The sequence below is a fragment of the Tistrella bauzanensis genome (assembly GCF_014636235.1).
Classification (GTDB): Bacteria; Pseudomonadota; Alphaproteobacteria; order Tistrellales; family Tistrellaceae; genus Tistrella; species Tistrella bauzanensis.
This window is the reverse complement of sequence record NZ_BMDZ01000004.1, coordinates 47,354-68,253: the sequence shown is the minus strand read 5'-3', so window position 1 is coordinate 68,253 and position 20,900 is coordinate 47,354. Positions and strand designations below refer to the sequence as shown.

General features: G+C 67.3%; 17 protein-coding genes and 1 pseudogene. 9 read left to right on the top strand and 9 right to left on the bottom strand.

Going from position 1 to position 20,900, the window contains the following annotated elements:
• Positions 1 to 31: 31 nt before the first annotated feature.
• Positions 32 to 1,480, bottom strand: coding sequence for a 3-oxoacyl-[acyl-carrier-protein] synthase III C-terminal domain-containing protein (locus IEW15_RS03100; RefSeq protein WP_188574801.1), 1,449 nt, complete (start codon positions 1,478 to 1,480; stop codon positions 32 to 34).
• Positions 1,481 to 1,699: 219 nt separating this feature from the next.
• Here IEW15_RS03100 and IEW15_RS03095 point away from each other — a divergent pair, with 219 nt between their 5' ends.
• The 6 genes and pseudogenes from IEW15_RS03095 (at position 1,700) to IEW15_RS03075 (ending at position 7,214) form a co-directional block, all read left to right on the top strand.
• On the top strand, positions 1,700 to 2,788 hold the full coding sequence (locus IEW15_RS03095; protein WP_188574799.1) for a CaiB/BaiF CoA transferase family protein: 1,089 nt from the start codon (positions 1,700 to 1,702) through the stop codon (positions 2,786 to 2,788).
• A 55-nt stretch (positions 2,789 to 2,843) separates the two neighbouring features.
• Positions 2,844 to 4,010 carry an acyl-CoA dehydrogenase family protein gene (locus tag IEW15_RS03090; RefSeq protein WP_188574797.1) on the top strand — a complete coding sequence of 389 codons (1,167 nt, stop codon included), beginning with the start codon at positions 2,844 to 2,846 and terminating at the stop codon, positions 4,008 to 4,010.
• A gap of 44 nt (positions 4,011 to 4,054) precedes the next feature.
• Positions 4,055 to 4,474, top strand: a pseudogene (locus IEW15_RS26530) (enoyl-CoA hydratase/isomerase family protein); the annotation flags it as partial.
• Positions 4,475 to 4,556: 82 nt separating this feature from the next.
• Positions 4,557 to 4,841, top strand: coding sequence for an enoyl-CoA hydratase-related protein (locus tag IEW15_RS26525; protein WP_322111479.1), 285 nt, complete (start codon positions 4,557 to 4,559; stop codon positions 4,839 to 4,841).
• Positions 4,842 to 4,956: 115 nt separating this feature from the next.
• On the top strand, positions 4,957 to 5,676 hold the full coding sequence (locus IEW15_RS03080) for a response regulator (protein WP_188574795.1): 720 nt from the start codon (positions 4,957 to 4,959) through the stop codon (positions 5,674 to 5,676).
• Positions 5,673 to 7,214, top strand: coding sequence for an ATP-binding protein (locus tag IEW15_RS03075; RefSeq protein WP_188574793.1), 1,542 nt, complete (start codon positions 5,673 to 5,675; stop codon positions 7,212 to 7,214). Before IEW15_RS03080 ends, IEW15_RS03075 begins: the two co-directional genes overlap by 4 nt.
• Positions 7,215 to 7,311: 97 nt before the next feature.
• Here the strand turns inward: IEW15_RS03075 and IEW15_RS03070 are convergent, their stop codons facing one another.
• Genes IEW15_RS03070 through IEW15_RS03060 form a run of 3 tightly spaced genes read right to left on the bottom strand, consistent with a single transcriptional unit; the run spans position 7,312 to position 11,066 of the window.
• Positions 7,312 to 9,426, bottom strand: a complete 2,115-nt coding sequence (locus tag IEW15_RS03070) for a xanthine dehydrogenase family protein molybdopterin-binding subunit (RefSeq protein WP_188574791.1) — start codon at positions 9,424 to 9,426, stop codon at positions 7,312 to 7,314.
• On the bottom strand, positions 9,426 to 10,442 hold the full coding sequence (locus IEW15_RS03065) for an FAD binding domain-containing protein (protein ID WP_188574789.1): 1,017 nt from the start codon (positions 10,440 to 10,442) through the stop codon (positions 9,426 to 9,428). Before IEW15_RS03065 ends, IEW15_RS03070 begins: the two co-directional genes overlap by 1 nt.
• A 3-nt stretch (positions 10,443 to 10,445) precedes the next feature.
• Positions 10,446 to 11,066 (bottom strand): (2Fe-2S)-binding protein, encoded by a 621-nt coding sequence (locus tag IEW15_RS03060; RefSeq protein ID WP_188574787.1) that lies wholly within the window; start codon positions 11,064 to 11,066, stop codon positions 10,446 to 10,448.
• Between the two features lie 342 nt (positions 11,067 to 11,408).
• Between IEW15_RS03060 and IEW15_RS03055 the strand changes: the two genes are divergently transcribed.
• Positions 11,409 to 11,834: a DoxX family protein gene (locus IEW15_RS03055; protein WP_188574785.1), complete on the top strand. Its 426-nt coding sequence runs from the start codon at positions 11,409 to 11,411 to the stop codon at positions 11,832 to 11,834.
• 12 nt (positions 11,835 to 11,846) lie between these two features.
• On the opposite strand, the gene IEW15_RS03050 is transcribed toward IEW15_RS03055, so the two are convergent.
• Entirely contained in the window at positions 11,847 to 12,731 is an 885-nt protein-coding gene (locus IEW15_RS03050; RefSeq protein WP_188574783.1) for a LysR substrate-binding domain-containing protein, read from the bottom strand.
• 117 nt (positions 12,732 to 12,848) lie between these two features.
• Between IEW15_RS03050 and IEW15_RS03045 the strand changes: the two genes are divergently transcribed.
• On the top strand, positions 12,849 to 14,378 hold the full coding sequence (locus IEW15_RS03045) for an MFS transporter (protein WP_188574781.1): 1,530 nt from the start codon (positions 12,849 to 12,851) through the stop codon (positions 14,376 to 14,378).
• Between the two features lie 168 nt (positions 14,379 to 14,546).
• On the opposite strand, the gene IEW15_RS03040 is transcribed toward IEW15_RS03045, so the two are convergent.
• Positions 14,547 to 14,759: a cold-shock protein gene (locus IEW15_RS03040; protein WP_188574779.1), complete on the bottom strand. Its 213-nt coding sequence runs from the start codon at positions 14,757 to 14,759 to the stop codon at positions 14,547 to 14,549.
• A 347-nt stretch (positions 14,760 to 15,106) separates the two neighbouring features.
• On the opposite strand from IEW15_RS03040, the gene IEW15_RS03035 reads away from it, so the two are divergent.
• Complete coding sequence (locus IEW15_RS03035) at positions 15,107 to 15,970, top strand: transglutaminase family protein (RefSeq protein ID WP_188574777.1); 864 nt, start codon at positions 15,107 to 15,109, stop codon at positions 15,968 to 15,970.
• A gap of 16 nt (positions 15,971 to 15,986) precedes the next feature.
• Here the strand turns inward: IEW15_RS03035 and IEW15_RS03030 are convergent, their stop codons facing one another.
• The 3 genes from IEW15_RS03030 to ku form a co-directional block, all read right to left on the bottom strand.
• On the bottom strand, positions 15,987 to 17,063 hold the full coding sequence (locus tag IEW15_RS03030; protein WP_229707777.1) for an MFS transporter: 1,077 nt from the start codon (positions 17,061 to 17,063) through the stop codon (positions 15,987 to 15,989).
• A 348-nt stretch (positions 17,064 to 17,411) separates the two neighbouring features.
• Complete coding sequence (gene ligD, locus IEW15_RS03025) at positions 17,412 to 19,937, bottom strand: DNA ligase D (RefSeq protein ID WP_188574775.1); 2,526 nt, start codon at positions 19,935 to 19,937, stop codon at positions 17,412 to 17,414.
• A gap of 6 nt (positions 19,938 to 19,943) precedes the next feature.
• Positions 19,944 to 20,852: a non-homologous end joining protein Ku gene (ku, locus tag IEW15_RS03020; protein ID WP_188574773.1), complete on the bottom strand. Its 909-nt coding sequence runs from the start codon at positions 20,850 to 20,852 to the stop codon at positions 19,944 to 19,946.
• Positions 20,853 to 20,900: the final 48 nt, after the last annotated feature.

The following is a 20,900-nucleotide window of genomic DNA, read 5'->3' as shown; positions in this document are numbered from 1 at the left end:
GTCTTCCCCTTTCGAAACCTGTCCGGTGATCTCAAGCTGGAAGGGCGACCGGCGTCGCCTTCCAGAAATAGCGCCGGAATCCCCGGGCGGTGTCGGTCTGCTTGATCCGGCAGACCATGCGCAGCGGCATGCCCACCTCCAGCGCGCCCACGGGCACGTCCGCGATCTCCATCATCAGCCGCGCCCCGTTGTTGAACTGGACGAAGCCCACATGGAGCGGCGGCGCCGGATGGTAGGATAGCCAGTCGGCGGTGAAGGTCATGAGGTCCGCGGGCACGTCGGCAAGCGACATCTGGCCGAAATCCTGGGCAGGGGTGCCGCAGCCGGGTGTCACGCAATAGGCGAGCTGCGGGAACTGCACGGCCCCGCAGGCCGGGCAGCGGCCGGCCTTGAAGGCCGCGAGCTGGTGGGATGCGCGATAGGCCTCGGTCAGCGCCGGCTTGTCGTTCTTCTCGCCGCGCATGCCCCAGTCCAGGCGGATCTCGCCATGGAATGACAGCATGCGCAGATAGTCGTCGGTTGCCAGCCGGTCCGCCAGAACGGCGCTGACGCCACGGGCGCCGGCCATCGCAGGCGTGCGGCCGCTCGCTTCCAGAACCAGGGCATCGGCGCCCTGACCAAAGCCTGCCAGCAGGATCCGGTCTCCTGCCGACGCCACCTCAAGCACCGCGCCCAGCATCAGCAGCGCGTGGGCGGTGCCGGCATGGCCGCAATCCTCGTCGAGCGGATCGGCGATATCTCCCTTGAACCCGAGCGTCCGCGCGACCGATGCCGCCGCGCCACGGATTGTCGATGGCATAACGAAATACCGGATGTCCCCGATGGTGAGCCCCGCCGAGGCGAGGGCGGCGGTGACGGCCCGCGGCACGATCGTTCCCAGACCCTCATCGCGGACCCAGCGTTCCTCCCAGGCATAGTCATATGGCTGGTCCGAGGGGCGGAAGTGATCGGCGAAGGTGGCATTGACGCTCGCCGCTCCCAGAAGGCGGGCGATCACGTCGTCGCGGCCGAAGACCACCGAGGCGGCGCCGGCGCCGCAGACCCGTTCCAGCGGGCTTGCCGGCTGCGTGCGGGGACGGTCGGCGGCGACGATCATCGCGCCGTCCTGTTCCCTGGTGAACGCGTCGATCAGCGCGGTGGTGGCCGCCCGTTGAGAGCCGGTGCGGTCGTCGACGCGGATCGACGGCGCCAGATCCAGCGCCGCGGCGACCAGCCCGGCATTCGAGAAATCCGCATAGGGCAGGGTGGTGGAGGCGAGGGTCAGCGATGAGACCGCCTTGTGGCGGTCGGCGGTGCCGAGCGCATCCCTGGCGGCCTCGACGGCCATGGTGACGCTGTCCTCGTCCCAGTTGCAGAATGCCCGGTATCCTTTTCCCCTGGGGGCCCCACCGGTCATCCACCGGTGAGCCGTGGCGATCGCCTGCCGCGACAGCCTGAGGCGTGGGACATAGGCCCCGAACGCGGTGATGCCGAAGGTCATCTTTCCTCCCGGGATATGTGCGGGCGTGATGCCCGTCGTGCCGGCCGGCCGTTCCGGTCCGTTCAAAGTAAGTACACTAGCGAACTATTAGCTAGCATTTTTATAGGAGGGCTGCCACCATAAATCACGAACGAGCCGGGTGGGCGGCGACCGCTCCCCGGCCAGGGCGGCTGCATGAACGAAAGGAAACACGGGGTGAACCCGGACCGGAACACGGCTGTGAGTGGACCGCTCAGCGGTCTGCGTGTGGTGGAATTCGCCGGCATCGGCCCGGCGCCGTTTGCGGCGATGTTGCTCGCCGATATGGGGGCCGATGTCGTGAGGATCGGCCGGCCCGGAGAGCAGGCGCGGCCTCATGACCTGATGTCACGGGGCAAGGGACTGGTGGTGCTCGACCTCAAGGATACGGCCGACTGCGCGCGGGCCCGGGCGGTGGCGTTGAGAGCCGACGTGCTGATCGAGGGGCTTCGGCCGGGCGTGATGGAGCGGTTGGGGCTTGGCCCCGGCGATCTGTGCGCGATGGCGCCCGGACTGGTCTATGGCCGGATGACCGGCTGGGGCCAGGACGGGCCGCTTGCCATGGCGGCGGGCCATGACATCAACTACATCGCCCTGACCGGCATGCTCGATGCGCTGGGGGCCGAGGGGCGCAAGCCCGCGGTGCCGCTGAACCTGATCGGCGATCTGGGTGGAGGGGCCATGTTCCTGGTGACCGGCATCCTGGCGGCGCTGTTCGATCGCGCCCGAACCGGGCGTGGCCAGGTGGTGGATGCCGCGATCGTCGACGGCGTCAATCTGTTCGCGGGCCTGTTCCACATGCTCCGCGCAGAGGGACGCTGGCCCGGGCGGCCGGGCACCAACCTGCTCGATGGTGGCGCGCCGTTCTACGATACCTATCGGTGCGCCGACGGGCGCTATGTCGCGATCGGCCCGCTTGAACCCCAGTTCCATGCCGAGTTGCTGCGGCGGCTCGGGATCGATGATGTCCGCTTCGCTCATCGGAACGATCCGGCATGGTGGCCTGAACTGCGGGCGGAGTTCGCCCGCGTGTTCGCCACCCGTGACCGGGACGCGTGGTGCGCGACGCTTGAGGGCAGCGATGCCTGTTTCGCGCCGGTGCTGGAACTCGACGAGGCCCCGGACCATCCGCACAACAAGGCGCGGGCGGCGTTCTATCAGAACGACGGCGCGCTGTATCCCGCCCCGGCGCCACGGTTCCCGGCCTCTCCGGCGGCTCGTCCGTCAGTGGGCCGGCCGATCGATCTGGATGACCTCATGGGCCGCTGGCCGGCGCCGGCCAGCGATTGAGACGGCCGGAGATTGAGGCGGCCGGACTATCTGCGAAAACTTCGGGAGGATATCAATGGACATGGCCCTGACAGAAGAACAGGCCGCGATCGATGCCGCCGTGCGCAAGATCTGTGGCAGTTTCAGCGACGAATACTGGACAGCTTGCGAAACCGATCTCCGCTTCCCTGAGGAATATTATCGGGCGATGGCCGGGGCGGGATTCCTTGGCATCACCATGCCTGAAGAGCTGGGCGGCGCCGGGCTTGGGGTGACCGAGGCGGCGATCATGATGCAGGCGGCATCGTCGAGCGGCGGCGGATATTCGGCGGCCTCCGCCATCCACATCAACCTGTTCGGACCTCATGCCATCGTCGTCCACGGCACGCCCGAGCAGAAGCAGCGCTTTCTGACGCCGCTGATCCGGGGCGAGGAAAAGGCCTGTTTCGGCGTCACCGAACCGGATGCCGGCCTCGACACGACCAGCATCACGACCTTCGCGAAACGGGCCCCCGGTGGCTATCGCATCACCGGCCGCAAGATCTGGACCTCGACCGCGCAGGTCGCCTCGAAGATCCTGATCCTGGCCCGCACCACGCCCAAGGACGCGTGCCGCCGGCCAACCGACGGGCTGTCGCTGTTCTTCACCGATCTTGACCGCTCCCGGATCGAGGTCCGGCGCATCCACAAGCTGGGACGGAACGCGGTCGATTCGAACGCGGTCTTCATCGACGACCTGTTCGTGCGGGAAGAAGACCGGATCGGCGAGGAAGGGCGCGGCTTCCACTACCTGCTCGACAGTCTCAATCCCGAGCGCATCCTGGTCGCGGCGGAATCCATCGGCCTTGGCCGCGATGCCCTGGCGCGGGCGGCCCGCTATGCGCGCGAGCGGGTGGTCTTCGGCCGGCCGATCGGACAGAACCAGGGCATCCAGCATCCGCTGGCCGAATGCTGGATCCAGCTTGAATCCGCGTGGTGGACCTGCATGCGGGCGGCATCGCTCTACGATGCCGGCAAGCCCTGCGGCGCCGAGGCCAATGCCGCCAAGTTCCTGGGCGGGCGGGCCGCGTTCGACGCCTCGACCCGGGCGGTGCTCACGCATGGCGGGATGGGCTATGCCCGGGAATATCAGGTCGAGCGGCTGTTCCGCGAATCGATCCTGCCGCGCATCGCGCCGGTGACCGAGCAACTGATCCTGTCGTTCATCGCCGAGAAGGTGCTGGACCTGCCGAAATCCTATTGAACGGCCCTGCCTGATACCGGGACCAGCCTGCCGGGAGAGCGACCATGATCACCCCAACCTGGACCACCATTCAGGCCGATCTGCGCGACGAGATCCTCACCCCGACCCTGAACCGTCCGGACCGGTTGAATGCGTTCGACCGGGTCATGCACCGCGAACTGGGTGAGGCGATCAATCATGCGGCCATCGCGGCCGGTGTCCGCGTGATCGTTCTCACCGGCGCCGGCCGGGCCTTCAGCGCCGGCGGCGACATGTCGGCGGCTCCTCCGGATGCGGAGGACTTCGCCGCCGAAGCCGAAGATGCCCGCCGGATCGTGTTTGGCATGCTGGATTGCGACCGGCCGATCGTCTGCCGGATGAACGGCGACGCCATCGGCCTGGGCGCCACCATCGCCCTTCTGTCCGATGTCGTGGTCGCCGCTGAGGATGCCCGGCTGGCCGATCCACATGTCCGGGCAGGGCTGGTCGCCGGTGATGGCGGCGCGTTGATCTGGCCTTTGATCTGCGGGGTCATGAAGGCAGAAATACTATCTGCTGACCGGCGACATGATGCAGGCCACGGAGGCAGAACGCCTGGGGCTGATCCCCCGTCTCGTCCCCAAAGACGATCTCGACCGCGAAACCGCGCGCATCGTCTCGATGCTGCGGGCCAACGCGCCTCTCGCCCTCAAATGGACCAAGAGGGCGATCAATGCCCATATGGACGCCATCGGGCGGGCCATATTCGAGACATCGCTGGCCCATGAGGGCCTGACGATCATGTCCAGCGACCATCTTGAATTCAGAGCGGCCTTCAGGGAAAAACGGACACCCGTCTTCACCGGCAGATGACATTTCTGCCGGAGCACGCACGAGCGCGAACGTCGGGCATATCCAGCCCAGAGAGCATTGTTTCGGTGGAGACAATCCGGCGCCGGTGTAGAATGCCCAAAAGAGGTTTTGGGCAATGCAGGATGCCACGCATGTCGTCGTTGTCGACGATCACAACGACATCCGGGATCTGGTCCGACAGTATCTCGAACGGCAAGGCTACAAGGTCAGCGTCGCGGAGGGTGGCCCGGCGCTGCGACGGGTTCTTGAGCGGCAGTCGGTCGATCTGATCATCCTCGACGTCATGATGCCCGGCGAGGACGGCATCTCGCTGTGCCGGCAGGTTCGGGCGTCGGGCGATGTTCCCATCATCTTCCTGACGGCGATGGCGGAAGACACCGATCGGATCGTCGGGCTGGAACTGGGCGCCGACGATTACCTGGTGAAGCCGTTCAACCCGCGTGAGCTTCTGGCCCGGATCAGAGCCGTGCTCCGGCGCACCACAGGTTCGGCGCCGGCACGAAGCATTTTCGACCGCAGGATCGTCCGTATCGGCCATTGGAAGGTCGATCTGGGTCGTCAGGAAATCTTCGGCGACGATGGCGCCGGCATTCCGCTCAGCACGGCGGAGTTCCGCCTTCTGAAAGTCTTCATCGAGCGGCCCGGATTGATCCTCAGCCGGGAACAGCTCCTTGATCTGACGGTCGGGCGGACGGCCGACATCTTTGACCGCAGCATCGACAACCAGATCAGCCGTCTTCGCAAGAAGCTTGAGGAGAACCCGAAGAGTCCGTCGATCATCCGGACTCATTGGGGCGGCGGCTACAGCCTGTGCGCGGAGGTCGCGTTCGAATGACCCGTCTTTGGCGAAGAAGCCTGGCCGCCCAGTTCATCGGGCTGACGCTCGCGGCGCTGATCGTCTCGCAGGCGCTCACCGTCCTGATTTCTTGGGATGAATACACCAAGAAATTCGACGCCGCGGTGAAAGGCGATTTCATCAGCCGGGCGGCATCGGTAACCCGCCTGATGGGATCGCTTCCGCCTCAATCGCGGGAGCAGGCGCTGCGGGCGAGCGAGGGAAGCTATCTGCGCTATTGGCTGACTGGCCAGGAAAGCGCGCCGGTGGCGGCAAATGCCTGGAGGCTGCAGGCCCTCGACCACCTGTCCCGGCCGCTGGACAGCTCGGTCGATCCGGGCGGAACCCTCGGCTGGGCCGGGTCGCCGCATCCGCAATTGCCCGACGCCGCCGCGGTGGCCGCCGCAAACGCCGACGACCCCTGGGTGACACCCGTCTCCTATGTCTGGATGTTGCCGCAGCCGGCCAAGGTTCTGCGTTTTTCGGGGAGCCTGGGATATGGGTTCCGGACGCAGCTCGACGACGGACGCTGGCTGAACGCGGCCTTCTATCAGCACGACAAGGGGCGCTCGTGGACATCCAGGTCGCTGACCTCGCTTGGGCTGACGGCGCTGACGCTCGCCTTGATCGGTGTTTTCATCGCGCGCCGCATCGCGCGGCCGCTTCAGGATCTCGCGACATCCGCCGAAGCCCTCGGTCGTGGGCAGAACCTGCCGCCGCTGTCGGAAGACGGCCCCGAGGAGATCAGGCGGACGGCGCAATCCTTCAACACGATGCAAAGCCGCCTGCAGCGTTTCGTCGAAGACCGGACGAAGATGCTGGCGGCGATCGGCCATGATCTGCGCACGCCGCTGACCTCGCTTCGGCTGCGCGCGGAATTCGTCACCGATGAAGACGTCCAGCGCAAGATGCTGTCGACCATCGACGAACTCCAGTCGATGACGGAAGCGGCGATTTCGTTTGCCCGTGGAGAATCGATCCGAGAGGACACCCGGGTCATCGATCTGGAGGCGCTGGTCGGGGCCATCTGTGACGATCAGTCCGATCTGGGGCATCCGGTCACGCATATCCAGGGCGCGACGCTGAAATATGTCTGCCGGCCCGACGGCCTGCGCCGTGCGATCAGGAATCTCATCGAGAACGCGGTCCGTTATGGCGGAGAGGCGCGGGTATCGCTTCGGCACACCGCATCGACGGTCGATATCGTCGTGGAAGATCGCGGCCCGGGCATCCCGGACGACATGATCGAGCGGGTTTTCGCGCCCTTCGTCCGGCTGGAGACGTCGCGAAACCGGCAGACCGGCGGTATCGGCCTCGGCCTGTCGATCGCGCGCGCGGTCGCCCGGCAGCATGGCGGCGACATAGCGTTCACCAATGGCAAAGCCGGGATGCAGGCGGTCATCTCGCTGCCGAGAGATGGCATCATGGACGCGGCGCCGGTGCGGACATCGCGCGGTCGGGGGCTGGAGACGGCGGTCCGCGTCTCGCGGATCATGCGGGCGACGGAGGCGGCCGCACCGCCCCCGCCGCGATCCTGATCCCGATCCTGGCCCCGATCCTGGCCCCGATCCTGGCCCCGATCCTGGCCCCGATCCTGGGCGGAGTGCTTCTCCCCACCGCGCCGCGCCGGATGTTTCAGAGCACGTCCTCGATGCGGATGGGCAGTTTGCGGATGCGTTTTCCTGTCGCATGGTAGATCGCATTGGCGATTGCCGGCGCGGTGCCCAGCATGACCAGTTCGCCCATGCCCTTGACGCCGACCGCGTTGATCATCGGGTCCGGCTTGTCGATCAGTCCGACCTCGACATTGCCGATATCGGCATGCACCGCCATCACGTAATCGGCCAGATCATCATTGAGATAACCGGCGAAGCGCGGATCGATCTCGGTCTCTTCCCGAAGCGCGGTGCTGAAGCCCCAGACCATGCCGCCATACATCTGGCCGCGTGCGGTTCTGGGGCTGACGACCCGGCCGATATCGGCGATGCTGACCGCGCGCGGCATGCGGATCCGGCGCGTCCCCGGCTCGATATGGATCTCCACGAACTGCGCGATATAGCTCATGGAGGTGAAGCCGGGATATTCGGGGCCGGCGCCGCTGCGGGCGCCATGTCGAAAGCCATCGAGCGCCGACGCATCTTGTCCGGGTGCCAGTTCCGAGACGCTGACCTCGATAGAGGGACGCTTCAGGCGCGCCAGTTGCGTGTGCAGATTGCCGGCCGGAGGCGCCGATCCGGCAAGCTCCGCAAATTTGGCCCGCAATGCCCGAACAGCCTTGGCCACGACCGGAATGATGCTTGCCGTTCCGCGCTCGCCGACCGTCATCATCTGCGGACCGAGCGTGGTGTCGCCCATCTGGATGTCCAGCCGGTCCGGGTTGATGTCGAGCCCCTGAAGGATCGTGTTGGCGATGGCGGTCTGGATGCCCTGGCCCATTTCGTGCCCGGAGGCGATCACCGTGGTGATGCCGTCCGCCCGGACCCGGAGCGTCGTTTCGGCGGCGGCGCCCGACGCGCCGAAGATCCCGCAGGCGACGCCAAGTCCGACCATGGTGCCGTCCGGCAGGCGCATCGAGCCCGGTTCGGCGCTGCGCCGGCTCCAGTCGAAGCGCCGGGCGCCTTCCGTCAGACACTCGCTGAGGAAATGCGGCGCGAGCGGCTGGCCGGCGATGATGTCGGTGGTGGCGGCGTGATCGAGGCGTATCTGCACGGGATCCTTGCCGAGCGCATAGGCCAGGTCGTCGATCGCGCTTTCCAGCGCGAAGCCGGCCGGAAACGGGTGCGTGCCCCGGGTATGGCGTGGCGTCTGACGATCGATATGAATATCGCCCGCGGTGGCCCGGAAATTCCCGATGGCATACAGGCGCGCGATGTCTTCGTGATAGCCCGACGAGCGGAACGCGCCCCCTGGAATATTCTCCTGCACGACATCATAGGATATCGCGGTCATCCGCCCGGCCGCGTCGGCCCCGAGCCGGATATGATGAACGCTGCGGGGCCTGTAGGGGGCGATGTGGAAGATCTGTCCACGCGGGGTGACGAGCTTGACGGGGCGCCCGGTCATTCTGGCCGCATAGGCGACCAGTGCCGTCTGAAGCTTGGGCGGCGATTTCTGCCCGAACCCGCCACCGACCGAGCCCGATTTGACCGCGACCCGGTCGGGCGGAAGGTCGAACGCCTGGGCGAGTGCCGCCTTGACGGCTTCGGTGTTCTGGCAGCCCTCGTGAATGATCAGCCGTCCCTCCGTCCATTCGGCGACCGTCCCGAACAATTCCATCGGATTGTGGTGCTGGGTGGGTGTCTCGAACCTGCCCTCGACCACCGTCGCCGCATCCAGAAGCGCTGCTTCGGCGTCGCCCACATCCAGGCCGCTGGCAGGAACCCGCGTGGCCCCCGGGCTGTCCATCAGCGGGATGAAGGGCACCGTGTCATAGGTGGCCGTCACCGCCTCGGCACCGTCCACCGCAGCCTCGATCGACTCGGCGATCACCATGGCAACGGGCTGGCCGCGGAACGATATGGTCGTGGTCAGCGACGCGACATCGTCCGGGGTCAGCACGCCGACCACGCCGGCGGTCTGCCGCGCGGGGGTGACGTCGAGGATGCGCAACACCCCCTTGGCGATGCGCGCCGGCACCAGCATCGCATAGAGCATGCCCGGCAGCCGGACATCCGCCGCATACCGGGTGTGGCCGCGAACCTTGTCGCGCGCATCGACGCGGGCGATATCGGAGAACACGTCTATGGGCATCACGCTGTCCTTTCCGCCGCGATCATCAGGGCATCCGCGATGACCCGGGCGCCGAGTTCGATCTTGAATCCATTGTGTCGTCCGGGACGGGCATCGGCGAACGCGGCCCGGCCGGCGTCGAGGGCGCGGTCGGGTGTCAGGGATGAGCCCGCGATCACAGCCTCGGCGGCGCGGGCGCGCCACGGCGTGGTGGCGACGCCGCCCAGGGCGATCCGGGCGGCGCGAACGGTGGACCCGTCCATCTCGACGGCGACCGCCGCGGATGCCAGCGCAAAGGCATAGCTCTCCCGGTCACGGATCTTGTGATAGGTCGAGCTGCGGCCGGCCGGGGTTTTCGGCACGGTGATGGCCGTCACCAGCTCGCCGGGATCGATGTTGAATTCCAGGTGCGGTGTCTCGCCGGGCAGCCGGTAGAACCTGTCGATCGGCAGGCTGCGGGCGCCATCCGGTCCCACCACTTCGATGCTGGCATCCATTGCCGTCAGGGCCACCGGCCAGTCGCCGGGCGCCACCGCATTGCAGGCCTGGCTGACGCCGAGAACGGCCTGTGTACGATCCAGCCCGCCTGCCGCCGCACAACCGGCGCCGGGATCCCGCTTGTTGCAGGGATAGACCCCCACCATCGAGGATGAGCCGGCACCGTTGCGGAAATACAGGCAGCGGGTCCGTTGCAGCAGATTGCCGCCGACGGTCGCCATATTGCGCAATTGCTGCGAGGCGGCCTTCAGCAGGCTTTCCGAGAGAACGGGATAGTCGTTGCGAATGACCGGCGAGCGAGCGACGTCGGCCATCAAGGCGCGGCTGCCGAAGCGCAGGACCTCGCCATCGGTGCTGATCGTGTCCAGGCCGTCGATGCGGCTGACATCGATCAGATGAACCGGGCGCTCGATGCCGAGCTTCATGAGGTCGTATAGCGTCGTGCCGCCGGCGATGTATCGGGCGGCGCCGCCGGCCTCGGCAAATCGCGCAACGGCCGCCTCTGCGGTGTCGGCGACGGTATAGCTCAAGCCATGCATGTCTCAGCCCCTCATGACGCCGGCGGCCTGCTCGATCGCGGCCAGAATCCCGACATAGGCGCCGCAGCGACAGATGTTGCCGCTCATGAAGTCGCGGATGGCACCGGGATCGGTTGCAAGGCCTTCGGTCACGCAGGACACGGCCGACATGATCTGTCCGGGGGTGCAGTAACCGCATTGAAGCGCATCATGGTCGATGAAGGCCTGCTGCATCGGGTGCAGATCACCGCCCCGCGCCAGCCCTTCGATCGTCGTGACCTGCCGCCCGTCGACCTTGGCGGCCATGGTCAGGCAGGACGCGACGGGGCGGCCGTCCAGATGGATCGTGCAGGCGCCGCACTGGCCGTGATCGCAGCCCTTTTTCGTGCCGGTCAACGCCAGCCGCTCGCGCAGAAGATCGAGCAGAGAGGCGCGCGCATCGACATCCATCGTGACGCGCTCGCCATTGACCACGAACGAAACAGGCGTGGTCGGGCCGCTTTCGGGTGGTGGGGTGGCGCCTTGCGCCTGCGCGCCGAGCCTGAGAGGAACCAGGCTGGCGGCCGTCGCGCCCGCCCCGACTTTCAGAACGGTGCGGCGGGTGACCTCGGATAGTCCGTCATGGCTGCAATGATGATCCGTCATGACCACCTCTCCCCCTTGTCCAGCATGCGCGCGCGGTTCAGGCAGGCCCGAAACGCTGCTGGCGCATGGTTTGTCTGTCGTGAGGGTAGGTGGACGGTATCGCAGAGATATGCCGCCGAGCGCCTGAAGTGCCGGAGGTTATGTCAATCTGTCGCCGGATCGATACAGATGGTCGGCCTGGCCGGCGCGCATCGTCGCGACCCGTCCGCGATCGATACAGGTCGATACAATATTCTACAAAGTCGGCACAGTCGTGCCATGACCGTCTTATAGGCTGCCGGCTCATCATCAACATTCAACCACGACGTGCCGCGTGCATCGTGGACGCTGAGGGGCAGACGGGTGCAGTTCAAATGGGGTCAACGATGGGCGTCGGAGCTTCTGAGTATCCTGCGCATCGTATCGGCAGGATCGTTTTTCACGCATGGAACGATGAAGTTGCTGGGATGGCCCGCGCCGTTCGAGTATCCGCTGAACACCATGCTGTATGTCGCCGGCGCGTTGGAACTGATCGGCGGGTTTCTGCTTCTCGTCGGCCTGTTCGCGCGTCCGGTCGCGTTTCTGTTGTCGGGTCTGATGGCGTTCGCCTATGTCATCGTTCACAGCCCGCAGGGGTTCTTTCCCGTCCTGAACCATGGCGAAGCGGCCATACTGTATTGCTTCCTCTTCCTGTATATCGCCGCCGCCGGCCCGGGTTCGCTCAGCATCGATGCATGGGTCGAGCGGGGCCACGAGCCGGCGCCGGCGGGGTCCCCGGGATCAACCTGACCGCCGCGTGCCTCAGAACAGCGTCTCGCAAAGGTGGTCCACGAACACCCGCAGCCGTGGCGTCAGATGCCGGCTCGACGGCCAGAGCGCCGAGAACTGGCCGGGCTCGCCCGTGAACCCGTCGAGAATGGTTTGAAGGCCGCCATTGTTCAGGCCGTCGCGGGCCAGGAAGTCGGGCATATGGGCGATGCCCAGTCCGGCCAACGCCGCGCCAAGCAGGGCTTCCATGTTGTTGCAGGTCAGGGTGGGGGCGCCCTGGAAGGGATCGGCCTCCACCTCGCGGGCGAACTGCCAAGTCTGAAGCTTACCGGATGTCGGGAAGCGGAAGCGCAGACAATCATGCCCCGCCAGATCCCCGGGCGTCAGCGGCGTGCCGCACGCCGCCAGATAGCTGGGGGCGGCACAGATCACAAACCGGAACGACCCCAGCCGCCTCGACATCAGGCTTGAATCGGCAAGCGGGCCGCTGCGGATCACAACATCCAGCCCGGCCTCGACCGGGTCGACGATCCGGTCGTTGAAATCGAGATCGAGTTCGATATCCGGATAGCGGCGCTGAAAGGCCGGAATCACCGGCATGAGGAACCGGTATCCGATGGTGGGCAGCCCCACCCGCAGGCGGCCGCGCGGCGTGCCGGCTCTATCCGACAGCATGGCTTCGGCGTCGCGCAGATCGTCGAGAATCCGGCGGCAACGCTCGTGGAACGCAGCCCCTTCCTCGGTCAGCGATACCCGCCGCGTCGTCCGGTGAAACAGCCGGACGCCCAAGTCGTTTTCCAGCTTCGCGACGCTCTTGCCCACCGCGGAGGCTGAAATGCCAAGCCGACGCCCCGCCGCGACGAAGCTCAGATGCTCCGCGGTTTGCACAAAGGCCAGAATGCCGGACAAGCTTTCCATCTGCTGATATTAGAGCATAATCCTCCGTAATAAAACGACTTAGTGTCGGTTTATCCGGCATGCGCTCCGCTATAGCCTCGCATCCAACGGCCATGAACCAGTTGATCGGATGCAGCCATGACGGAATACCGCGGGCACCGACCCGCCCAGTCGAAACCGCGCATCCTTGCCGCGGTGTGTCTGGCGGCACTTGTGCTGCCCTTGAGCTTTTCGGCCGGTGCCGTCTCCACCCCCGCGATCGCCCGCGCTCTGGGCGGCGATCCGGCGGCACTCACCTGGATCACCAATGCCTTCATGCTCACCTTCGGCGGCTGCATGATGGCGGCCGGCGCGCTTGCCGACCAGTTCGGGCGCAAGCGGGTGTTCCTGTGGGGGTTGGGCGTGTTCGCCGTCACCTCGGCGGGCCTTGGCCTGTCGCCCACGGTTCTGGTGCTCGATCTGCTGCGCGCGGTGCAGGGGCTTGGCGCCGCCGCCGCCCTGGCGGGGGGCTCGGCGGCGCTCGCGCAGGAATTTTCCGGGCCGGCCAGAACCCGGGCCTTCAGCCTGCTCGGCACCACATTCGGTGTTGGCCTGGCCTTCGGTCCCGGTCTCGCGGGTGTTCTGATCGACAGCATCGGCTGGCGGGCGGTGTTTCTGCCCGGCGCGATACTGGCCGCGATCGCCATGGCCTCCGCTGCGCGGCATCTGCGGGAGAGCTGCGATCCAGACGCGGCCGGGCTCGACCGGGCCGGAACGATCAGCTTCACGGCGATGCTCTCGCTGTTCACCGTGGCGGTGATCCAGGGGCCGGCGGCCGGCTGGGCAAGCCCGCTGATCCTGGCGCTGTTCGCCGGCACGGTGCTGATGCTGATCGTGTTCATCGTGGTCGAGACGCGAGGGCGGCGGCCGATGCTCGACCTCAGCCTGTTCCGCTATCCACGCTTCGTGGGGGTACAGGTGCTGCCGGTCGCGACCTGCTATTGTTATGTCGTTCTGCTGGTGCTGCTGCCCTTGCGCTTCATTGGCATCGACGGGCTTGGCGAGACCAGGGCCGGGCTGATGATGATGGCGCTATCCGCGCCGATGCTGGTGGTGCCGGTGGGTGCCGCCATGCTGACCCGCTGGTTCGGGGCCGGTACCGTGTGCGGCGCTGGCCTGCTGATGGCCGCTGGCGGGCTCGTCTGGCTGGGCCGCGTGGCACCGGGCGCCGATGCCATGGCCTATGCCGGACCACTGCTGGTGATCGGTATCGGATCGGGCCTGCCCTGGGGTCTGATGGATGCCCTGTCGGTCAGTGTCGTTCCCACCGAACGGGCCGGCATGGCGATCGGTATTTTCAGCACCACACGGGTTGCGGGCGAAGGCGTCGCGCTGGCAATCGTCAGCGCCCTGTTCTCAGGGCTGCTGACTGCCCGGCTGGCGCCGCTGTTCCCCGACGCCACGCCACAGGCACAGCTTGCCGCCGCCCGGCGTCTGGCCACCGGCGACCCGGCCCCGGCTCTGGCGATCGCCGGACCGGATGGCCACGACGCCCTTATCACCGGCTATGCCGATGCCGTCACACGGCTGCTGGACGGTCTGGCCATCATCACGGTTATATGCGCCGCGATCGTCTTCGCGGTTCTGCGCGAGGGTCGGGCGCCGGATCGCGACGACGGAGCCGGATGATGCCATATGCCCGGGCCTGAACATGCCCGGCCCTGAACATACCCGGCCCTGAACATGCAAAGACCCCACACCTGACGGGCAGGTGTGGGGTCTCGGAAGGCGGCCGTTTCAATGACGGATCAGTGCGACGGCTTATTCCGGCAGGGCGTCATCCGCGAGATGCGGGTGTCAGCCCAGAACCTTCAGGCTGTCGGCCGACATCTTGCCGCTCTTGCGGTCGGATACCAGCTCGTAGCTGACCTTCTGGCCTTCGCGGAGGTCGCTGAGGCCCGAGCGCTCGACAGCGCTGATGTGGACGAAGGCATCATTTCCGCCACCATCCGGCGCAATGAAACCAAAGCCCTTCTGGGCGTTAAACCACTTCACGGTTCCCGTCGCCATGGGAATCCCTTTCACATCGATTTATGTATCCGCGTTGCCACGGATCGTCGAAATCATATCTCGGATCAGAAAATTTTCGGCCTTGGACGAATTTTCTTCAGAGAGAGGCCAAGTCATCTGGCCATGGATCGACTTCCGACACTGTGGCCCGGTCGCGCCGGAAAGACAAGGATGAAGACTCAGGTGCTGGTGCATCTTGCAATAATTTTGCGTTGCAGCATGATAAAGGGTCGACAGGTCTGTCGCGCCCTCGTGCCCCCGCAGCCCTGCACCCGCGACCCGGTCATGGCAGATCCGCCATGGGGGCCCATATCCCAGAAGACGCATCGCATCCGGAGACCGGCGCCGTGACCATCCTCACCATTCAGCACACGACCAGCTATCGCTATCGCCAGCCGGTGGAGCCCTGGCCGCACCGGCTGATGTTGCGCCCGCGCGAAAGCCGCGACCTGCGGCTGATCGCGCATGACGTGGCGGTTTCGCCGCAGGCGACCGTCACCTGGGCGCATGATGTCGCGGGCAACGCCGTGGCCACCGCCAGCTTCGCGGGCCCCACCGACCGGATCGCGTTCCACAGCCGCGCGGTGGTGGAACTGACCGCGCCGGCCTGGCCGGTCTTTGCCATCGACGTGGCGGCGATGCGCTATCCGTTCCGTTACAGCGACGACGACTGGACCGATCTGGGGCCGCTGGCGGTGCGGCAGTATGAAGACCGCGCCGGCAGCCTGGCGCGCTGGGCGCGGGCTTTCGTTGCCGGCGAAACCACCGACACGCTGGCGCTGCTGAAGGATATCAGCGCCGGTCTGGGCGGTTGGGTGTCGTATGAGATCCGCGATGACGAGGGCACCCAGTCGCCCAACGAGACGCTGGAGCGTGGCCGCGGGTCATGCCGCGATTATGCGGTGCTGTTCGTCGAAGCGGTGCGCAGCCTGGGCTTCGGCGCCCGGATCGTGTCGGGCTATCTTTACGATCCCGATACCAGCCTGCTGGGATCGGCCGGTGCCGGTTCCACCCATGCCTGGGCCGAGGTGTTCGTGCCGGGGGCGGGCTGGATCACCTTCGATCCCACCAATCGCAGCGTCGGCGGCGCCAATCTGATCCCGGTCGCGGTCGCCCGCGACATCCGCCAGACCCTGCCGGTCGCCGGCAGCTATGCCGGCGCCGCCGATGCCTTCGACGACATGACGGTCGAGGTCAGCGTGACGGCCTGAGCGGAGCGCATCAGGATCAGCCTGTCAATGGCGCGGGTCCGCGCCGCTCCAGCCGGCCCACCAGCACCAGCAAGACGCCAGGCACCAGCAGGCAGTACAGGCCCAAGGCGGCGATCTGGGCGGGGAAGGCCACCCCCAGATCGATCAGCGCGCCGCCGATCCCCGGCCCCAGGGCCGATGCGAACACCATCAGCGCCACCACCGCGGCGCGGATCGCGCCCAGAAAGCGGGTGCCATAGATTTCCGGCCACAGGCTGCCGAACAGGGCGAGCGACGCGCCGTCCGAGATGCCATAGAGCATCATGAAGCCAAAGGCGGCCCAGGGGGCATCGACCAGCCCCAGCAGCAGGCAACCGGCCCCCATCGGCAGCAGATAGGCCGGCAGCAGGGCGCGGGCCGAGAACCGGTCGATCAACTGGCCCGCCAGCAGCACGGCGGCCACCGTCACCAGCGCATAGCCGGTGAAGGCCGAGGCGAAGACATCCGCCGGCCAGCCGCGCAACTGGCTCAGATGCACCTGATGAAAGAAGATGGTGTTGCTGATGAAGGCCGGCGGCAGCATGCCCAGCAGCAGGCCATAGAAGAACGGGTCGCGCAGCACCTGTGCCCGGGTCCAGCCCCAGTCCGGGGCCGGGGCCGGGGCCGGGGCGGGGGCCGGGGCGGGGGCCGGCTCTGGAAGGCCGCCGGCCGGGCCAGCCTGCACAGGCTTCCCCGGCACCCGCTCAACCCGCGCCAGCCACACCGCCAGCGGCATAACCACCAGCAGCAGCACACCGGCGGCGACCAGCCAGTTGAGCCGCCAGCTTCCGGCCGCCATCCCGGCCACGAAGGCCAGCGGCAGCACCGCCTGCCCCAGATTGAGCCCTAATGCCGACAGCGACACCGCCCGTCCGCGTCCTGCCGTGTTGCCGCGTCCGGCGGCGAACCAGCGGCCGATGGCGGTATAGGCGATATGCACCATCATGCCCTGCCCGAACAGCCGCAGCAGGCACAGGGCCAGAAACAGCACGGGCAGGGCAGGCAGCACCGGCAGGGCAGGCGCGAGCGCGATCGTCACCATGCCCGCCGCCAGCGCCGGCATCGCGATCAGCATCACCCGCCAGGGGCGCCAGGCGGTCGACGATCGGCCCCAGCCAGACCAGCCCCAGCGCGCCGGTCAGGGTGGCCGCCATGTACAGCGCGCCAAAGCCGCCATCGGTCAGGCCGAAATCCGCGCATCGCGCCACCCGACAGGGCGATGAAGAAGGTCTGGCCGAAGGATGACGCGAACAACAGCAGAAAGCCGGCGGCGATCCAGCGCAGGTTGGCGATGATGAAGGGTCGCATGCGGTCTCTGCCCCGGTTCGGGTGGTTCCCGCGCCGAGCTTAGCGGCGTGGACCGGGCCGGCGCTACCGCCGGTTGGCATCATGGCCGATGGTCTGGTGTCACGCCGCCTGCGCGTCAGCCCGGCTGGCGCGGATCCACCCCCAGCGCCCGCAACGCCGCGGCCGACAGGCTCTGGCGGATGCCGTCATAGCCGGCCCAGGGGTCGGTGTCGGGCAGGGGATCGGTGATACGGAAGGCGTCGGCGCGGTCGATATCGGGCAGATCCTCCCAGGTGACCGGCCGCGCCACCGGCGCGCCGGGGCGGGCGCGGGGCGACCAGGGGCAGATGGCGGTGGCCGATCGGGCGTTGCGGAAATGGTCGATGAAGATCCGGCCCCGGCGCTTGGCCTTGCTCATCGTCGCCACATAGCGGGCGGGGTCGTGGTCGGCGAAGCGCAGGGCCAGTGCCTTGGCGGTAGCGGCGATCACCGGCCAGTCGTGGCGCCGGGCGATCGGGGCCACGACGTGAATGCCCTTGCCGCCGGTCAGCAGCGGCAGACTGCGCAGGCCCAAGGCGTCCAGCGCGTCCCGCAGGTCGAAGGCCGCCTGACGCACGGCCGGAAAATCCACCGCCGGGTCGGGGTCCAGATCGAAGACCAGCCGGTCGGGTCGGTCGGGCCGGTCGACATGCGATCCCCAGATATGGAATTCCAGCACGCCCATCTGGGTGGCGCCGATCAAGCCGGTGGTGTCGCGCAGATACAGATACTCGGCCGTGTCGCCGTCCTTTTCCGGCACGGGCTTGCGGGCGATGCTACGGGGCAGGCCGGCGCCGGCATGGCGCTGGAAGAAACAGGTCTTGTCGTGGCCGTCGGGGCAGCGCACCAGACTGACCAGCCGGTTGCGCAGATGCGGCAGCATCAGATCCGATGCCGCATCCAGCCAGCGCGCCAGCGCGCCCTTGGTGACGCCCTGTTCCGGGAACAGCGCCTTGTCGGGGTGGGTCAGGCGGATGCCGGCAATGGTGGTCTCGGCCGTGTCGGTCATGTCCAGGGCCTCGTCGATGGGGCGGGCGGTCTCTGTGCCGACCTCGCCGGCGGGTTTATCTTCGCGCAGGCCCGCGAACCGTGCCTGACGCGCCTGGCCGTCGCCGGTGAAGCCGGCGAAGGCCACCTGAACCACCAGGTCCGGGTCTACCCAATGGGCGGTGCGGCGGATGGACGGATCGATATCGCCGGCATCCACCGGCGGGTGGGCGCGTTCCAGCGCCGCCAGCCGCCGGGCCAGATCGGCCATGCTCCGGTCGGTGAAGCCCGATCCGACCCGGCCGGCATAGCGGCACCGGCCGCGGTCGCGCAATCCCAGCAGCAGCGACGCGAATGGCCGCATGGCGGTCGATGGCGACCAGCCGATGACGATGAATTCCTGGGTGTGGCCGCATTTGATCTTCAGCCATGTGCGGCCGCGGCCCGATCGATAGGGGGCGTCGATGCGTTTGGCGATCAGTCCTTCATGGCCGCTGGCGCAGACGGCGTCGAGCAGCGCCGCGCCGGGGCCGGGGGCGTGGTCGATGACATGGATGCCGTCGCCCGGCGGGTCGTCGGCGTCCAACAGCGCCCGCAGCAGCACCTTGCGGCTGGACAATGGCAGATGCAGCAGGCTCTGGCCGCCCTCGGCCAGCAGGTCGAACACGCCGAAGCTCAATGCATCGGCCGCGCCATCGGTCAGCACCGCCTGAAGGGTGGCGAAATCGGGCCGGCCGTCGCGGTCCAGGGCGGTGATCTCGCCGTCCAGCAGCACCCGGTCCAGGGGTTTGGCCGTGCCGCGCCGGGCCAGCGCCCTGGCGATCCCCGGATAGCGCGCGGTCCAGTCAAGGCCACTGCGGGTGCGGATGATCACCCGATCGCCCGAAATCGATGCCAGGGCGCGATAGCCGTCGAGCTTGATCTCGAACACCCAGCCGCTGCCGCGCGGCGGCCGGTCGACCAGGGTGGCGAGCGCCGGTTCGACAAAATCCGGCGGCGGCGCCGATGGTGGTGGCGGCTCGTGCCCGGCTTTCACGCTGGTCCCGGCTTTCACGCTGGTCTGGTGGGTGCGGGTGATGTCCCGGCCCGGATCGGCATCGGCGTCGTCGCGCTTGATCAACAGCCAGTTCTCGCGCTTTTCGGGCTTTTTTCCCGCGCGCGGCGTCATCTTCACCAGCACGAACCGGCCGCGCAGCCGTTCGCCATGGATGATGAAGTCCAGCCGGCCCGCATTAAGCGCCGCCCCGGCATCACCCAGCGGTTCCCAACAGCCGCGATCCCACAGCAGCACGTCGCCGCCGCCATATTCGCCCTGGGGAATCCGGCCCTCGAAGCCCGCATAGCTCAACGGATGATCTTCGGTGCGCACGGCCAGCCGCTTCTGCGCCGGATCCAGGCTGGGGCCGCGGGTGATGGCCCAGCTTTTCAGCACGCCGCCCCATTCCAGCCGCAGATCGTAATGCAGCCGCCGGGCGGCGTGTTTCTGGATGGCATAGGTCAGGCGCCTGGCCGCCGCCCGTGCGGGTTCTGCCGGCCCGGCATCCGTCCCGGCATCCGGCTCTGGCGTGCGGCTGAAATCGCGCCTGGCACGATAGGCGGTCAGCGGATCATCGTCGGGCGGCGGCGTGCGGGCCATTGCCGGTCAGCCCGCCTTGCGGCGCCCGCTGCCGCCGCCCTTGCCGCCGCTGCTCTTCTTGCCGGCGCCTTTCACCGAGCGGCGCAACGCCTCGACCAGATCGATGACCTTGGCGCCGCCGGCCGCCTCGTCGGTGCCCTCGTCGATCTCGATCTGCTTGTCGCGGGCCTGCTTGTCGTGGCATCGGGCGTCGATCAGCTCGCGCACCGCCTCGGTGTAATGATCCTCGAAGCGTTTCGGGTCGAAGGGCGCGGTTTTGCGGTCGATCAGCTCGCTCGCCATGTCCAGCAGTTCGGGGTCGCCGGCATCGTCGTCGATTTCGGTGAAGAACGGGGCCGCGCGGCGCACCTCGTCGGGAAAACGCAGCGTTTCCAGAATCATGCCACGGCCGCAGGGCTTCAGCGCGGCGACATATTCCCGGCCCCGCATCACGAACTGGCCCAGCCCCACCCGGCCGGCGCGGGTCAGCGCGTCGCGCAGCACGCCATAGGCCTCCAGCGCCAGATCGCCGTCGGGAACGACGTAATACGGCCGGTCATACCAGATCGGGGCGATCTCGCCATGGTCGACGAACTGCACCAGATCGAGGGTGTGGCGGGTCTCGATCTTCAGGGCGTCGATTTCCCGCGGGTCGACCAGAACATAGCGGCCCTTCTCCAGCTCGAAACCCTTCACGATCTCGTCGGTGTCGACCGGGCCGATGCCAGGGACGATCTTCTGATAGCGAATGCGCTTCTGCGACGGCTCATGGATCTGATGAAAGTTGATCCTGGGCCCGCTGCTGGTGGCCGCGTACAGCTTCACCGGCACCGAGACCAGCGCCAGGCGCATATGCCCGGTCCAGACCGGCCGCGAGGCCGGGGTGTCGGTTCCGGCGGCATCGGTTCCGGTGGCGGGTTTCCGGGCTCTGGCCATGGTGTCTGCCTCCGTGGATCCGGGCAACTGCGATCGGGCATCAACCGC

Bases quoted from the DNA above. Each gene is read 5' to 3' on its own strand.
- IEW15_RS03100 (WP_188574801.1), bottom strand. From the start codon at position 1,480: ATGACCTTCGGCATCACCGCGTTCGGGGCCTATGTCCCACGCCTCAGG.
- IEW15_RS03090 (WP_188574797.1), top strand. From the start codon at position 2,844: ATGGACATGGCCCTGACAGAAGAACAGGCCGCGATCGATGCCGCCGTG.
- IEW15_RS26525 (WP_322111479.1), top strand. From the start codon at position 4,557: ATGATGCAGGCCACGGAGGCAGAACGCCTGGGGCTGATCCCCCGTCTC.
- IEW15_RS03080 (WP_188574795.1), top strand. From the start codon at position 4,957: ATGCAGGATGCCACGCATGTCGTCGTTGTCGACGATCACAACGACATC.
- IEW15_RS03075 (WP_188574793.1), top strand. From the start codon at position 5,673: ATGACCCGTCTTTGGCGAAGAAGCCTGGCCGCCCAGTTCATCGGGCTG.
- IEW15_RS03070 (WP_188574791.1), bottom strand. From the start codon at position 9,426: ATGCCCATAGACGTGTTCTCCGATATCGCCCGCGTCGATGCGCGCGAC.
- IEW15_RS03065 (WP_188574789.1), bottom strand. From the start codon at position 10,442: ATGCATGGCTTGAGCTATACCGTCGCCGACACCGCAGAGGCGGCCGTT.
- IEW15_RS03060 (WP_188574787.1), bottom strand. From the start codon at position 11,066: ATGACGGATCATCATTGCAGCCATGACGGACTATCCGAGGTCACCCGC.
- IEW15_RS03050 (WP_188574783.1), bottom strand. From the start codon at position 12,731: ATGGAAAGCTTGTCCGGCATTCTGGCCTTTGTGCAAACCGCGGAGCAT.
- IEW15_RS03045 (WP_188574781.1), top strand. From the start codon at position 12,849: ATGACGGAATACCGCGGGCACCGACCCGCCCAGTCGAAACCGCGCATC.
- IEW15_RS03040 (WP_188574779.1), bottom strand. From the start codon at position 14,759: ATGGCGACGGGAACCGTGAAGTGGTTTAACGCCCAGAAGGGCTTTGGT.
- IEW15_RS03030 (WP_229707777.1), bottom strand. From the start codon at position 17,063: ATGCTGATCGCGATGCCGGCGCTGGCGGCGGGCATGGTGACGATCGCG.
- ligD (WP_188574775.1), bottom strand. From the start codon at position 19,937: ATGGCCCGCACGCCGCCGCCCGACGATGATCCGCTGACCGCCTATCGT.
- ku (WP_188574773.1), bottom strand. From the start codon at position 20,852: ATGGCCAGAGCCCGGAAACCCGCCACCGGAACCGATGCCGCCGGAACC.